General features: G+C 58.8%; 12 protein-coding genes and 4 tRNA genes. 15 read left to right on the plus strand and 1 reads right to left on the minus strand.

Features of this window, described 5'->3' with window-relative positions; all coding sequences use genetic code 11:
• Window positions 1–6: 6 nt before the first annotated feature.
• From rsmI to proC, 8 genes are all read left to right on the plus strand, one after another.
• Window positions 7–885, plus strand: coding sequence for a 16S rRNA (cytidine(1402)-2'-O)-methyltransferase (gene rsmI / locus ACGHEN_RS01735; RefSeq protein WP_118376994.1), 879 nt, complete (start codon window positions 7–9; stop codon window positions 883–885).
• Between the two features lie 69 nt (window positions 886–954).
• Window positions 955–2,556 carry a methionine--tRNA ligase gene (metG, locus tag ACGHEN_RS01740; RefSeq protein WP_390396897.1) on the plus strand — a complete coding sequence of 534 codons (1,602 nt, stop codon included), beginning with the start codon at window positions 955–957 and terminating at the stop codon, window positions 2,554–2,556.
• 110 nt (window positions 2,557–2,666) lie between these two features.
• Window positions 2,667–3,527, plus strand: a complete 861-nt coding sequence (gene rsmA, locus ACGHEN_RS01745; protein WP_117776647.1) for a 16S rRNA (adenine(1518)-N(6)/adenine(1519)-N(6))-dimethyltransferase RsmA — start codon at window positions 2,667–2,669, stop codon at window positions 3,525–3,527.
• Window positions 3,517–4,434 carry a TatD family hydrolase gene (locus tag ACGHEN_RS01750; protein WP_390396901.1) on the plus strand — a complete coding sequence of 306 codons (918 nt, stop codon included), beginning with the start codon at window positions 3,517–3,519 and terminating at the stop codon, window positions 4,432–4,434. Before rsmA ends, ACGHEN_RS01750 begins: the two co-directional genes overlap by 11 nt.
• Before the next feature lie 43 nt (window positions 4,435–4,477).
• Window positions 4,478–4,564: transfer RNA gene (locus ACGHEN_RS01755), tRNA-Leu, on the plus strand.
• 288 nt (window positions 4,565–4,852) lie between these two features.
• Window positions 4,853–5,791, plus strand: coding sequence for an SPFH domain-containing protein (locus ACGHEN_RS01760; RefSeq protein ID WP_055250521.1), 939 nt, complete (start codon window positions 4,853–4,855; stop codon window positions 5,789–5,791).
• Window positions 5,792–5,797: 6 nt separating this feature from the next.
• Window positions 5,798–6,268 carry a 23S rRNA (pseudouridine(1915)-N(3))-methyltransferase RlmH gene (gene rlmH, locus ACGHEN_RS01765; RefSeq protein ID WP_117736221.1) on the plus strand — a complete coding sequence of 157 codons (471 nt, stop codon included), beginning with the start codon at window positions 5,798–5,800 and terminating at the stop codon, window positions 6,266–6,268.
• A 73-nt stretch (window positions 6,269–6,341) separates the two neighbouring features.
• Window positions 6,342–7,112: a pyrroline-5-carboxylate reductase gene (gene proC / locus ACGHEN_RS01770; RefSeq protein ID WP_390396905.1), complete on the plus strand. Its 771-nt coding sequence runs from the start codon at window positions 6,342–6,344 to the stop codon at window positions 7,110–7,112.
• Between the two features lie 157 nt (window positions 7,113–7,269).
• Here the strand turns inward: proC and ACGHEN_RS01775 are convergent, their stop codons facing one another.
• The gene (locus tag ACGHEN_RS01775; protein ID WP_168170424.1) at window positions 7,270–7,443 is read right to left on the minus strand and encodes a DUF6724 family protein; all 174 of its coding nucleotides are present in this window, start codon (window positions 7,441–7,443) and stop codon (window positions 7,270–7,272) included.
• A gap of 111 nt (window positions 7,444–7,554) precedes the next feature.
• Here ACGHEN_RS01775 and serS point away from each other — a divergent pair, with 111 nt between their 5' ends.
• From serS to ACGHEN_RS01810, 7 genes are all read left to right on the plus strand, one after another.
• The gene (gene serS / locus ACGHEN_RS01780; RefSeq protein WP_055285929.1) at window positions 7,555–8,838 is read left to right on the plus strand and encodes a serine--tRNA ligase; all 1,284 of its coding nucleotides are present in this window, start codon (window positions 7,555–7,557) and stop codon (window positions 8,836–8,838) included.
• A gap of 173 nt (window positions 8,839–9,011) precedes the next feature.
• A complete protein-coding gene (locus ACGHEN_RS01785; protein WP_117645937.1) occupies window positions 9,012–9,389 on the plus strand; it encodes a hypothetical protein in 378 nt (125 codons plus the stop codon).
• Window positions 9,390–9,466: 77 nt separating this feature from the next.
• Window positions 9,467–9,543: transfer RNA gene (locus ACGHEN_RS01790), tRNA-Arg, on the plus strand.
• A gap of 355 nt (window positions 9,544–9,898) precedes the next feature.
• A tRNA-Arg gene (locus ACGHEN_RS01795) sits at window positions 9,899–9,975 on the plus strand.
• Window positions 9,976–10,163: 188 nt separating this feature from the next.
• Window positions 10,164–10,240: transfer RNA gene (locus ACGHEN_RS01800), tRNA-Arg, on the plus strand.
• A gap of 163 nt (window positions 10,241–10,403) precedes the next feature.
• Entirely contained in the window at window positions 10,404–12,845 is a 2,442-nt protein-coding gene (locus ACGHEN_RS01805; protein WP_390396910.1) for a tetratricopeptide repeat protein, read from the plus strand.
• A 285-nt stretch (window positions 12,846–13,130) separates the two neighbouring features.
• On the plus strand, window positions 13,131–14,249 hold the full coding sequence (locus ACGHEN_RS01810) for an AAA family ATPase (protein ID WP_390396913.1): 1,119 nt from the start codon (window positions 13,131–13,133) through the stop codon (window positions 14,247–14,249).
• Window positions 14,250–14,257 lie beyond the last annotated feature (8 nt).

Consider the following 14,257-nt stretch of genomic DNA (forward strand, 5'->3'; position numbering starts at 1 on the left):
GTTGATATGACGCAAAACAGCGCCCATACGGGCAAACTCTATGTGGTCGGCACGCCCATCGGCAACTTGGGTGACCTGTCCCCGCGCGTTGGCGAGGCCTTTGCCGCCGCCGATGCCATTTGCTGCGAAGACACGCGTGTGACGTCAAAGCTGCTGATGCACCTGGGCATTTCCAAGCCGCTTGTCCGTTGCGACGAGAATGTGATCGCCAGCCGCGCCGCCGGTCTGGTCGACCGTCTGCTGGCGGGGGAGACCCTCGCCTTTGCCTCGGACGCCGGCATGCCGAGTGTGTCCGATCCCGGCCAGGCGCTGGTCGAGGCGGCGCGTGAGGCCGATGTGCCCGTAGAAGTTATTCCCGGGCCCTCTGCTTGCGTCACGGCGCTCGTTTCGTCCGGCATTCCCTGCGAGCATTTTTTCTTCGAGGGCTTTTTGGGCCGAAAGCACGGCGACCGTGTGCGCCGTTTGCAGCGCCTTGCCGTGGTGCCCGGCGCACTCATCTTCTACGAGTCTCCACATCGCATCGTGGCGACGCTCGAGGCCGTGGCGGAGGTCTTTCCCCAGCGTGAGGTTGCCGTCTGCCGCGAACTCACCAAGCTGCACGAGGAGGTCTTGCGCGGGCCCGCTGACCAGCTTGCCGAGGAGCTGCGTGCTCGCGGCGAGGTAAAGGGCGAGATTGCGCTGGTCATCGCGCCGCCGAGCGAGGATGAGGAGGCCGGCATCGCGCCGGTTGGCGCTGCGGTAGCGGATCCCGACGAGGCCCTGCGCGAGGATATCCGCGCCGCGCTCGAGGAGGGGGAGCCCGCGTCTGCGGTGGCCAAGCGCCTGTCTCAGAAGTATTCGCGCCGCAAGCGCGATGTCTATGCCATGGTGCTCGATATGCAATAGATGGAGGATATCCAGCCCTTGCGCTAGAATCATCCTCTGTATGCAACGTTTTTCTGGAGGACAAACCCCATGGATCAAAGCAAGCCTTCGTTCTTTATCACGACGCCCATCTACTACGTCAACGCCGATCCGCACCTGGGCACGGCTTATTCCACCATCATCGCCGACGTTCAGGCTCGCTATCGCCGTTCCGCCGGCTATAACGTCAAGTTCCTGACCGGCATGGACGAGCACGGCGAGAAGGTCGCCGAGGCCGCAGCCAAGCATGGCATGACGCCGCAGGAGTGGACCGATAGCCAGGCCCCGCACTTCAAGGAGCTTTGGAGCAAGCTCGAGATTTCCAACGACGACTTCATCCGCACCACCGAGCCGCGCCAGCATCATGCCGTGCAGTATCTGTGGGAGCGCATGAAGGAGTCCGGTTACCTGTATAAGGGCAGCTACGACGGTTGGTATTGCGTGCCTGACGAGACCTACTTCACTGATACGCAGGTCCAGAAGGGCGACGAGGAGTACGGCAGCGTCGGCCAGCATCTATGCCCCGACTGCCACCGTCCGCTTGAGCGCGTGCAGGAGGAGTCCTACTTCTTTAAGCTTTCCGCCTTCCAGGACAAGCTTCTCAAGCTCTATGACGAGCACCCCGACTTTGTCGAGCCTGCGTTCCGCATGAACGAGGTACGTAGCTTTGTCGAGGGCGGCCTTAACGACCTTTCCGTGAGCCGCACGAGCTTTGACTGGGGCATTCAGGTCCCGTTTGACGAGGGTCACGTGACCTACGTGTGGTTCGATGCGCTGCTCAACTATATGACGGCCGTCGGCTACGGTGTCGACACCGACGAGGCGCGTGCCGAGCTGGCCTATCGCTGGCCCGCGCAGTTCCACATCGTGGGTAAGGACATCATCCGCTTCCACTGCGTCATTTGGCCCGCCATGCTCATGGCCATCGGCGAGGCCCTGCCCGAGCACGTCTTTGCCCACGGCTTCCTGACCGTGCGCAATGCCGAGACCGGCAAGGCCGAGAAGATGTCCAAGAGCCGCGGTAACGCCATCGCTCCGCAGGACGTTATCGACATGCTGGGCGTCGAGGGCTACCGCTATTACTTTATGACCGACGTGGTCCCCGGCACCGACGGCGCCATCAGCTTCGATCGTATGGAGCAGGTCTACAACGCCGATCTGGCCAACAGCTGGGGCAACCTCATTTCGCGCTCGCTCAACATGAGCGCAAAGTACTTTGACGGCTGCGCCCCGGCTAAACCGGCGTCTGCCGACGCGTTCGATAACCCGCTGGCAAAGATTGCCGACGGTTTGGTCGAGCGCTACATGGCCAAGATGGACGTGCTCGATTACGGTGGAGCCAAGGATGAGGTCATGGAGCTCATCCACGCCGCCAACCACTACATCGAGGACTCCGAGCCCTGGGCACTTGCCAAGGACGAGGCTAAGGCTGACGAGCTGGCGTTTGTGATCTACAACCTGCTCGAGGCCATCCGCATTTCCGCTCACCTGCTGATGCCGCTCATGCCTCAGACCTCTGCCGAGGCCCTGCGCCGCCTGTCCTGCGAGAACGAGGCCGCGACCGACGACCTCAAGGGCATTTGCGCTTGGGGCCTGCTTGCTGGTGGTCAGCCCGTCGAGAAGGGCGATCCGCTGTTCCCGCGTCTGGCGTAGAGACCGCGCGAGCGCCATATCGGCAATTTGCTGTTTAGATGTAAGGGCATGGCCGCAACGGTCCATGCCCTTTCGTTTCAAGACGCCGCCATCATGCTAAGGAGGCAACCATGACAACTTCGCCTTTGGCAAACCCCACGGCCACCAGGGAGCTGCTGGAGGAGTTTGGCCTTGCGACCAAGCATCGCCTGGGCCAGAACTTTCTAATCGACAATCATGTGATCGAGCGTATCTGCGAGCTTGCCGAGCTTGCAGGTGACGAGCGCGTACTCGAGGTGGGTCCGGGTTGCGGTACTTTGACACTTGCGTTGCTGCAGGAAGCGGCGTGCGTTACGTCCATTGAGGCCGATCCCGAGCTTGAGCCGGTGCTCGATGCCCACGCCGCCGACTATGCCAACTTCCGCTTTATCATGGGCGATGCGCTCAAGGTGACGCCGGAGCAGATTGAGCAGGCTGCGGGCGGTGAGCCGACGGTATTTGTCGCGAACTTGCCCTATAACGTGGCGGCGACGATCATTTTGCAATTTTTCCAGACAATGCCGGCGCTCAAGCGCGCCGTCGTCATGGTGCAAAAGGAGGTTGCCGATCGCATTGCCGCAGTGCCGGGCAACAAGACCTATGGCGGCTATACGGCAAAGCTTGGCCTGTATGCGCAGGTGACGGGTCGCTTTGAGGTGCCGCCGCGTTGCTTTATGCCGGCGCCACACGTGGACTCGGCCGTCGTGCGTATCGACCGTGTTGACGGTGTGGTGCCCGAAGGACTCGATCGCGAATTTGTGGCCCGCGTGATTGACGCTGCATTTGCTCAGCGTCGCAAGACCATCCGCAATTCCATGAGCGCCAACGGCTTTGCCAAGGACGTGCTCGATGCCGCCTTTGAGGCTTGCGGTATCGCACCCACCACGCGCGCCGAGACGCTCGGCGTCGCCGACTTTGTGTGCCTGGCTCGGGAGCTTTCCCATGACGCTTAATGCCGAACGCGTGACGTTTACCAAGAAAAAGAAGACGGTTGCTTGTCCCGTGCCCTTGGCACCGCTTGCCGACACACATGCGCATCTGCTTTCGTTCTGGGGCAAGGATGTGCCCGAGACACTCGTGCGTGCCAAGGCGGCAGGCATCGACCTGTTGGTGACGGTCTTCGATCCCATTGCCGACAAGCGCAGCGTGACGGACTATAGCGACTGGCTGACGCGCGAGATTCTGCCGATACGGGATATCCCGCAGATCAAGTATCTTGCCGGCGTGCATCCGTATGGCGCGCCGGACTATACCGACGACGTTCACGCACAGGTCGTTGCCGCGCTTGATGATCCCTTATGCGCCGGTATTGGCGAAATCGGTCTGGACTACCACATGGATTACGACGACGACATCACGCCGGCGCCCTACAGCGTGCAGATTGATTGCATGGCGCGCCAGCTCGAAGTCGCCGTGCGCTGCAATGTGCCGGTGGAGTTGCACCTGCGGCACGAGGACTCGGATGGGGAGCGCACCTCGCATATGGATGCGCACAACGTGCTTCGTGAGGTGGGCGTGCCCCAGGCCGGTTGTGTGCTGCACTGTTTTGGCGAGGACCGCGCCACGATGGAGCGCTTTGTGGAGCTGGGCTGCTATATCGCCTATGGTGGTGCGGCCACCTTTAAGCGCAACGACGACGTGCGCGAGGCATTTGCGGCAACCCCACTCGATCGAATTTTGTTCGAGACGGATTGCCCGTATATGGCTCCGGAGCCCATCCGCGGTCTTGAATGCGAGCCCGCAATGATCTCCATTACGGCAAACGCGCTGGTTAACGACCGTGTCGATCGCACTGGTGAGGACGCCGAAACAATCGCGCATGCCGCTTGGGAAAATGCCTGCAAACTTTTTCAAAAATAGTTCTTGCGTTCGCGGTGGCGCTCCGTTATTCTAATTCCTGCACGCGGGCGTGGCGGAATTGGCAGACGCGTACGGTTCAGGTCCGTATGGGGGCAACCCCATGAAGGTTCAAGTCCTTTCGCCCGCACCATTAAATGAAAGAGCTCCCAGCAATGGGAGCTTTTTTGTTATGTGCCCATCGCGGGGACTTGAACCTGCGAAGGAGCGAGCGTCAAGAAAACGCGGAGCGTTTTTAGCGAGCTGGCAAGGACGCCGGCAGGCGGCCGATGCCGGTGCGGATCCGCGAAGCGGATACGCGGACGTCCTTTCGCCCGCACCATTAAATGAAAGAGCTCCCAGCAATGGGGGCTTTTTTGTTATGCACGATCTCCTTGGACGGGTATCCTAATGGCAACGTGTGCCTATCAGAGGAGAGACCATGCTGTTTTCCGGTATCATCGCCGCCCTTACCAGCCTTTTGATTCCCATCATCATCCTGTTGCTGCTGCTCCCCAACGCCTGTTATGTCGTTGAACAGCAGCACGCCGTAATCATCGAGCGCTTGGGTAAGTTCAATCGTATCGTCAACGCGGGCTTCCACGTGAAGGTGCCCGTGATCGACCGCAAGGCCGCCACGGTGAGCCTGCGCACCATGAAAAACGGTTTTGGCATCGACGTTAAGACCCAGGACAACGTGACCATCGGCCTTGAGGTCTCCGCTCAGTACCACGTGAGCTACGACATGGGCGCCGGCCCGGCAGATTCGGGCATCTACAAGAGCTACTACATGCTGCAGGAGCCCGTCGACCAGATGCGTGACTTCATCACCGACGCCCTGCGCTCTTCGATTCCTGTCTACACACTCGATGAGGTCTTTGCCAAGAAGGATGACATCGCCAAGGATGTCAACGCTACCGTTTCCGAGCAGATGGCCGCCTACGGCTTCACCCTCGTGTCGACGCTCATCACCAAAATCGCACTGCCGACCGAGGTTGAGAACTCCATGAACGACATCAACGCTGCCCAGCGCAAGCGCGCTGCCGCGCAGGAGCTCGCCGAGGCCGACCGCATCAAGCGCGTCACCGAGGCGACCGCCGAGGCCGAGGCTATGGAAAAGGCGGGCGAGGGCATCGCCAACCAGCGCAAGGCCATCGCGCTGGGTATCAAAGATTCGCTCGAGATCATCCAGGAGACGGGTGTCGGCAATGACGAGGCCAACCAGCTGTTCATGTTTACGCAGTGGTCCGAGATGATGACGGAGTTCGCTCGCACGGGTAAAACCTCGACGGTCGTGCTGCCGAGCGACTTTTCGCAGTCGGCCTCGATGTTCGAGCAGATGCTGGCCGCCGGCAAAGTTCAGAACGATTCGAAGGAGTAGACGCGCGTGAAATACACCGTCGTTTGCGTCGGTAAGCTCAAGGAGCGCTTTTGGAAGGACGCGTGCGCTGAGTACACCAAGCGCCTAGGTGCCTATGCCAAGGTGGATATGCGCGAGGTGGCCGATATCGACCCGGCCAAGGCGGGCGGTGTGGATGCCGCGCGCGACAAGGAGGGGGCGGCGATTCTTGCCGCCTTGCCATCTCGAGCGCATGTGATCCTGCTGGCTATCGAGGGCAAGGAGCGCTCGAGCGAGGAGTTTTCGGCGAGGCTCGACGATCTTATGCTGCGAGGCAGCAGCGACATTGCCTTTGTAATCGGCGGTTCGGACGGCGTGAGTGATGACGTGCGCGCACGAGCCGACGAGATGCTCAGCTTTGGACGCATTACCTTGCCGCATAACCTGGCGCGTGTGGTGCTGCTGGAGCAGATTTACCGTGCCTGCAAGATCAGCCGTGGCGAGCCGTATCACAAATAGGTCGGCAATACGAAACAATGGCGTGGGACAATACCTTTCGTTTTGAGGAATGTGTCTGAAAGGACTATGCGATATGAAGATTGGATTTGTCGGTTTTGGCAATATGGCGAGCGCTATGGCCGATGGCTGGATCGCTGCCGGTGTAGCTGCGAGCGACATGTGCGCCTGCGCGGGTCGCTACGACGCACTGGTTGAGCGCTGCGAGGCGCGCGGCATGGTCGCCTGCCACGATGCCGCCGAGGTTGTCGCCGCATCCGATATCGTGGTCGCTGCGGTCAAACCGTACGTGATCGAGAAGGTATTCGCCCCGCTCAAGGATGCTCTTGCCAAAAAGGTCGTTCTGTCGGTTGCCTGGACCTGGGACAGTGCCAAGTGGGAGCAGGTCCTGCCGGGCGTCGCGCATATCTCGACGGTGCCCAACACGCCGGTTTCGGTGGGCGAGGGCGTCATCGCCTGCGAGAAGGCTTCGACGCTTAACGACGAGCAGCGTGCTGTGGTGCTCGACCTGCTCGGTAAGCTTGGCGCTGTCGTCGAGCTCGACACAAGCCTGCTGTTTGTGGGCGGCACGGTGGGTGGTTGCGCTCCGGCGTTTGTCGCCATGGCAATCGAGGCCCTGGGCGATGCGGCGGTCAAGCACGGTATCCCGCGTGCGGATGCTTATCGCATTGTGAGCCAGATGGTGCTGGGTACGGCAAAGCTGCAGCTTGCAACTGGCCAGCATCCTGCGGCGATGAAGGATGCCGTATGCTCGCCCGGTGGTGCCACCATCAAGGGCGTCGTTGCGCTCGAGGACGCCGGCATGCGCAGCGCCCTGGTCAAGGCAATCGACGCAACCCTCCAGTAAAACCGACCAAAAAAGGGACAGTTTATTTTGGCAGGTTTTTCCTGCGGTTTTGTCCTTTTAGCGAAAAGTGCCCCGCAACTGGCTCAATTCCAGTTGCGGGGCACTTGCGTTTGCCCAGATAAAACCGACCAAAATAAACCTGTCCCTTTTTGGCAGGTTAGTCCCAGAAGCTGTCTTCTTCGTCCTCGGACTTGGGGCCGCGGTCGACATACATCTTATGGGTGCGCTTCTCCATTACAAAGGCAATAATCGCAAACAGCAGGATGCCGCCGGCGAAAAGGATGGCAAAACCGGTGCGGGTGCCAAACAAAAAGGAAAAAACTGCGTCCATTGGGTGCCTTCTTGCGTAGTTGAGTTGGGTCGTAAACGCTCATAAGTATATACTTGCCCATACATGTACAAGGTTGCAACCTAAATGGAATGTATATCGCCGGAGGATCTAATGCTTGATATCAAGTTTGTTCGCGAGAACCCCGATGCCATCGATGTCGCCATGGCTAACCGCCAGACGTCTTGGGATCGCGAGAAGTTCTTTGAGCTCGACGACGAGCGTCGTGCCGTCATCACCGAGGTTGAGGAACTTCAAGCCACGCGCAATGCCGAGTCCAAGAAGATCGGCGCCCTGATGAAGGAGGGCAAGAAGGACGAGGCCGAGGCCGCCAAGGAGGCCGTGCGCGCCGTCAACGAGAAGATTGACGGTCTGGCCGAGCGGCGCACCGCCCTCGAGCAGGAGCAGTACGACTTCATGGCTCACCTGCCCAACATTCCTTGCGAGGCCACGCCGTACGGCAAGGACGAGGACGAGAACATCGAGCGCCGTCGTTGGGGCACCCCGCGCGAGTTCGACTTCGACTTTAAGCCGCACTGGGATCTGGGCACCGACCTCGACATCCTTGACTTCGAGCGCGGCAACAAGCTCTCCGGCAGCCGCTTCACCGTTCTCGGTGGCGCCGGCGCCCGTCTTGAGCGCGCCCTCATCAACTTCTTCCTCGATACGCACACCAGCCGTGGTTTTAAGGAGTGGTGGCCGCCCATCGTCGTCAAGCGTCAGACCATGTTCGGCACGGGCCAGCTGCCCAAGTTCGAGGACGACGCCTATCACGTCTCGGGCGACAACTTCCTGATCCCCACCGCCGAGGTCGTGCTCACCAACCTGCACGCCGGTGAGGTCCTCGACGCCGACACCCTGCCGCGCCGCTACACCGCCTTCACCCCCTGCTTCCGCGAGGAGGCCGGTTCCGCCGGTCGCGATACCCGTGGCATCATCCGTCAGCACGAGTTCGACAAGGTCGAGATGGTCAAGTTCGCTAAGCCGGAGGAGTCCGACGAGGAGCTCGAGAGCATGACCGCCGAGGCCGAGTACCTGCTGCAGCAGCTGGGCCTTCCGTATCGCGTGATTAGCCTGTGCACCGGCGACTTGGGCTTCTCTGCCCGTCAGACCTACGACATCGAGGTCTGGCTGCCGAGCTACAACGCCTACAAGGAGATCAGCTCCTGCTCCAACTGCGGTGACTTCCAGGCTCGCCGCGCCAACATCAAGTATCGCGACCCCGAGAACTTCAAGGGTTCGCGCTACCTGCACACCCTCAACGGTTCCGGCCTGCCGGCTGGCCGTACCATGGCTGCCATTCTGGAGAACTACCAGAACGCCGACGGCACCATCACGATCCCCGAGGTCCTGCGTCCCTACATGGGCGGCCTCGAGAAGATCGAGCCGGTCGCGTAACTTGGCTGCATAGGCGATATGCAAGGGCGCTCCTTCGGGGGCGCCCTATTTCGTGCGCAGGTCCATACCATGCTGTGCGGACAGCTCAATAGAAAACACACGAACAACTGTTCTGTATGCAGCCATCTACCTGCTATGCTTTTGTTGGCTAAGAGCAAGAGAAAGGGGACGCGATGGAGCTGTTTGATGATCGGGTGGTTTTGTTTGAGAGCGACGAGGGCGGGGAGTACCTGCTTGTGACGTGTGAGCCGTCTGGCATGGGTGGCCTGGTGGTTCGACAGACGAGCGAGGGGCCGTTGACGCAATGGTGCTACGAGGAGTCGCCTCATGTGGTTGAGACGTTTGTGGCGCACGAGGGGCTTGTGGCCCTAGAGCATTTCTATGGGGTCCAGACATCTAATCAGGTTGCTCGCATGTTGAGCATCTCGTTTGCCGATTATGATTGTGCCCAGCGGGTGAGATCGCTCCTGAGGGAACTTGATGCTAAGTTTGACGTGATCGAAAAGCCAATCGATCGTACGGGGAATGGCGGTATATGCGGAGCAGCATGACAAGACTGCGTTCCACAAAAAAGTTTGAAATTGTGCTTGACTCCAATAAGCTAAAGTGGTTTTATATGTCTTGTGCTGCGGCGTTACCTCAGCTGGATAGAGGGTCTGACTACGAATCAGAACGTCATAGGTTCGAATCCTATACGCCGCACCAATTGAAATTGAAAGCCTCCGGCAACGGGGGCTTTTCTTTTAGGCGGACGCCGCATGGATTCGAACCTCGGTCGAGGCGCGGGCGTCAAGAAAACGCGGAGCGTTTTTAGCCCGCGGGCGAGTCCGCCGGCAGGCGGGCGAAGCCGGTGCGGATCCGCGAAGCGGATGCGCGGAATCCTATACGCCGCACCAATTGAAATTGAAAGCCTCCGGCAACGGGGGCTTTTCTTTTATGGCAACACCGCATGGATTCGAACCTCGGTCGAGGCACGAACAACTTAATTATCACTCCGTAAAATTTTTTCTAATTGTCGCTTGACCCATCGGGGGCTCGCGTGCATAATAATCCGTGCGTTGCGGCGTTACCTCAGCTGGATAGAGGGTCTGACTACGAATCAGAACGTCATAGGTTCGAATCCTATACGCCGCACCAACTGAACTTTAAAGCCTCCGGTAACGGAGGCTTTTCTTATATGTCGACATACTTGAGGAGTTGCTTTCGCCGTGTTTGAAAGTATCGATTCGATCGACTGCATCAAATGAGTAAAAATCAAATTCGATAACTTTTTTGAAAAAATGCTTGACCATTATTCAGTCCATGTGCATAATAATCAACAAGTCGCGGCGTTACCTCAGCTGGATAGAGGGTCTGACTACGAATCAGAACGTCATAGGTTCGAATCCTATACGCCGCACCATTTGAGATTAAAGCTCCCGGCAACGGGGGCTTTTCTTTTGCGTCAGCTTGAGTGCTTTCGTCCAAAGGGACGATTTCCTGTCGACTCGTGTAAGATTCCGAGTAGATGTCGCGACTTATTCGCGACCACTCCTTCTTCAAGCGACCGATCAGGGTGATATTTCGTGGCAGAGCGTCCGACATACAAGCTCAGGTTTCTCGATCCCAAGAAGCGCTTTCCGGCGATGCCCGAGCAGCCTGCGGGACGCTCATATGGCGTAGTCTGGAAACTCTTTGGCGAGGATCAGCATGAATCTTGTTATGTCGTCGAATTTGTTGGCAAAAGTCATGTGTCGCTTTTGGGCTACGTAAGCGTTTCGGGTGAGGTGTACAAGGTGGACCGCCCCGTCAGCGAGGCTCCGCTGCCCAACGATCCCGACATGGAACTGGTCCTTGACGAGTCGGACTCCGGTATTGGTGAGATTGTGGTTCGGGGAGCCAACGGCACGATGCGCGCGTGCGCGCGAACCGTCGGCTCTCCCGAAGGCCCCATGCGCGAGCAGTCCGACCACGAGACATGGAATTCGACCCGCTCCCTTCCTTACGGCGAGTTCATGGCATCGATGTTCCTGCGCTACGTGATATTCGCTGACTCCGAAAATGCCATTGCGAGCACGGCGGACGCCGGCGGACTCGACGAGGGTATGCAAAATGTTATCGACAAGATCAAGCTCGTAAAGTTGCCCGAGCCGGTCGAGGTGTTTTTGGGCTTTAACACGGCACCGCTCCCTGATGCTATCGAGACGCTGCTTTACCGCGTTGACCATGCCGAGAATCCGAGCGGTATCGAGCGCTATGCCGCTGCCCTTATGAGTGAAATTGACTTGCCCCGCCTGCGCACCATCGCTGCCAAGTCCGAGATGAGCCTGGCTCGCATTGATCGTTCAAAGCTTTTCTATCTCAATTTTGATCGTAGCCTGCTGGACCAGGACGAGATTGACATGCTGCTTGCCATCGAGTGCCGTCTCAACCGCCTCTCCGGCATCCTTGAGCGCATCGGGGCTGGATTGGTCCCCGCGGCCTCGTCGCCGAGCCTTGAGGGCTGCGCGCTCTTTGATGCGTGGCATATCGCTAAGACGACCAACGATGTTCCTCGACTGCTCGATACGGCCTCGAGCGATAACCCGTGGGGCGAACCGGGTACGGTGGCTTGCCAGCCGGGCGGTGAGTGGGATGTGCGTACCCGCTTCGCGCGTATTGTCGAGGCGCTTAACGTGGTCACGCGGCTCGACTATACCTATCGGGCAAACGTTGCCGAGGGGATTATGCTCGTTCGGTTTGGGCAGTCTGTCGTTGATGCCATGCCGCAACGTGAATACGACGCTCAAGATGACGCCTGGCACGAGCTGGACGAGGACACGCGCACGATCTGGGCCGCGGAGCACGATGCGCGCGTGGCGCTCACGCTTGCGGCAGCGTGTTTTGCCGCGGGCACCTGCATCACGCGCTGCTATGTGCAGATTGCTGCTCCCGACAGTGAGCAGGGCGAGTGCGTTGTCGCAACGTATTTCTTTGGGCGTGCGGCCTATCTGGCCGATTGCGTGCCTGTCGCCAAGGATCTTGAGAGCATGGACATGGACGATATGCCGTGCAAGCGTGTGCTTGAGGCGTATGAGTCAACCGCTCCGGAGACGATTGAGCCGGCGGAGGTTCATGCTCGTCCGCGTGATGACCATCGCATGCTGCCGCCGGCGCTGCGCGATCTGCTGCTTGCCGATACGGCTGACGAGCTGGAGGTCATGGAAGAGGACGACGACCCATACGTGGCCCGTGTTGTTGAATTGCGCGAGCAGGCAAAAGTCGACCGTACAGGTGCTTTTGAAGGCTTTTCCCGTCTTGTCGAGGAGTTGGAGGCCAAGTGCGCCGTCGCCGAGCTTTTGGCGACAGGTCCGGTTCAAACGCAGTTTTGCGATAACCAGCTGGTGCGCATGGTGCTACCGGTGTTGGAAGAAGACCGCTCTGTGCGAATCCTTCGTGCGCCCGATGCGCTGTACTTTGCCCAGCACGAGATCTGCAGCTTTTACGCCGAGCAAGAGGACTTTGAACGAGCACTGCCCGAGGTGCGCCATCTTTACGATCTGGCGCGCTCGTCCATGCAGTCGCACTTTGCGCTCATCAACGTGCTTGCGCGTCTGGAGCGCTTTGACGAGATTATCGAGGTGGCGCGCCACGGCCTAGGTATTGCCAGCGATCGTTCTGCAATCGGCTACCTGTTCTATCGCTTGGCGTTTGCCTATTGGAATTGCGATCAGCTCGACCTGGCGCTGGCTTGTTACCGTCTGGTGCCGCGCGGCGAGGAGTCGGGCAGCAGCGCGCTGGAAGAAATGCAGGGCCTTATGAACGAGATGGGTGTCAGCGAGCCTCCGACGTTCGAGGAAGCGGTCGAGACCATCCGCAGGGCTGGACTCGAATTGCCGCCCGTGCCCGCGGTGGCCAACCAGCTTGCGGATGCCGCCGTGCAACTGGTCGATAACGGCTTCTTTTTCCTGGCGCGCGGCTGCATCTTCCAAATGTGGCGCACCATGGGCAACGATGAGCTCGGCTCCCTCAATCGCTCGCTGGGGTAGGAGCGGCATAGAAGGGCTGGACCGCGCTTGTCGCCTATTTGCTCGCCATGCCGACAAAACGAAGGGGCTACTGCTACCGGCGGTACGGGGAACATTTGCGTATAGATAAGGTATAACGAATTAAGTCGTAACGAATTAAAGTACGAATTACTGTATTGAGCAGGTTACCGACAAATTGAATGGAGCCATTTGTATTGGCTCAGGTGGGTGGCTCCAGCGGGACCGGTAAGGTCAAAAGCGGCTAGGTCTGCTAAACCTGTTAAACTCTGCTAAAGTTGCTAAACTTTGCTAAAGTTGTTAAAACTAGCAGAGGAGGATCGAATGCCGAAAGCAATTAATCCCTTTAAGCCAACGGCGGGCATGAATCCGCCTGAGCTTATCGGGCGCGATGCTGTTTTGGGCGACTTTGCCGAGGCTCTAGAGAATGGTCCTGGTGCCCCCGATCGACTTATGCGCATCTCGGGTGTCCGAGGCACGGGCAAAACGGTGCTTCTCAACGCATTGGGTGATCTTGCACGAAGAAAGGGATTCGAGGTCGTTGATGTCGCCTCGAATGCCGGCTTCTGCAATAGAATCCTCGAGGCTCTGCAGCGAAATGTTCGTCTTGAGTCAATGTCGATTTCCCCATCGATTTTAGGAGTCAGCCTTGGCTCCGTGGAGGTGTCAAAGTCGGCCTCTAATTTGGGCGAGGCGATGTACGATGCCGCGAAACGCGGTGGCCTGTTCATTACGCTCGACGAGATTCAGGATGCCTCAACTGAGGAAATGCGCGAACTGGGCAATGAGATGCAGCTTTTGATTCGCCAAGGGGCGAATGTCGCCTTTGCATTCGCTGGCCTGCCAACGTCGGTGGATGGCGTAGTGGTGGATGATACCCTTACGTTCCTTCAGCGGGCAAAGCATGTCGAACTCACTCGGCTTTCCGATTTTGAAGTCGGTGGATCGTTTGAGGATACGATGAGACGAGCGGGCAAAGAGCTCGACGAAGGCGCTGCTGAGCTGTTGACTAAGGCTTCGGCGGGCTATCCCTTTATGGTCCAGCTGGTCGGATATTACGCTTGGCAGGTTGCTGCGCGCAGCGGGGCGGAGAGCGTGAGCGAAGAAGCCGCTCGCAAGGGTATTCAGGCGGCTCTTGATAGTTTTAATGCTATGGTGATTGCCCCGGCGCTGCGCAGGGTGTCGGAGCGGCAGTTTCAGTATCTCGCGGCAATGGCTCAATGCGAGGGCGGCGAGATTGCCAACGGCGATATCGCCAAAAAGATGGGGTTACCGGCGAATAAAGTCGGGTCGTATCGTAAACGTCTCATCGATGCGGGGTTGATTGAGCCTGCGGGCTATGGCTGTGTTTCGTTTGCAATTCCGTATATGCGCGATTATCTGCTGGCGGCAGTGCGAGAGAGATAAAAATGGAA

This window comes from Collinsella sp. i06-0019-1H4 (genome assembly GCF_042849575.1).
In the GTDB taxonomy this organism is placed as follows: domain Bacteria; phylum Actinomycetota; class Coriobacteriia; order Coriobacteriales; family Coriobacteriaceae; genus Collinsella.

What these genes read in the sequence shown, in the direction of transcription:
- rsmI (WP_118376994.1), top strand. Translation starts at nt 7, where the DNA reads ATGACGCAAAACAGCGCCCATACGGGCAAACTCTATGTGGTCGGCACG.
- metG (WP_390396897.1), top strand. Translation starts at nt 955, where the DNA reads ATGGATCAAAGCAAGCCTTCGTTCTTTATCACGACGCCCATCTACTAC.
- rsmA (WP_117776647.1), top strand. Translation starts at nt 2,667, where the DNA reads ATGACAACTTCGCCTTTGGCAAACCCCACGGCCACCAGGGAGCTGCTG.
- ACGHEN_RS01750 (WP_390396901.1), top strand. Translation starts at nt 3,517, where the DNA reads ATGACGCTTAATGCCGAACGCGTGACGTTTACCAAGAAAAAGAAGACG.
- ACGHEN_RS01760 (WP_055250521.1), top strand. Translation starts at nt 4,853, where the DNA reads ATGCTGTTTTCCGGTATCATCGCCGCCCTTACCAGCCTTTTGATTCCC.
- proC (WP_390396905.1), top strand. Translation starts at nt 6,342, where the DNA reads ATGAAGATTGGATTTGTCGGTTTTGGCAATATGGCGAGCGCTATGGCC.
- ACGHEN_RS01775 (WP_168170424.1), bottom strand. Translation starts at nt 7,443, where the DNA reads ATGGACGCAGTTTTTTCCTTTTTGTTTGGCACCCGCACCGGTTTTGCC.
- serS (WP_055285929.1), top strand. Translation starts at nt 7,555, where the DNA reads ATGCTTGATATCAAGTTTGTTCGCGAGAACCCCGATGCCATCGATGTC.
- ACGHEN_RS01785 (WP_117645937.1), top strand. Translation starts at nt 9,012, where the DNA reads ATGGAGCTGTTTGATGATCGGGTGGTTTTGTTTGAGAGCGACGAGGGC.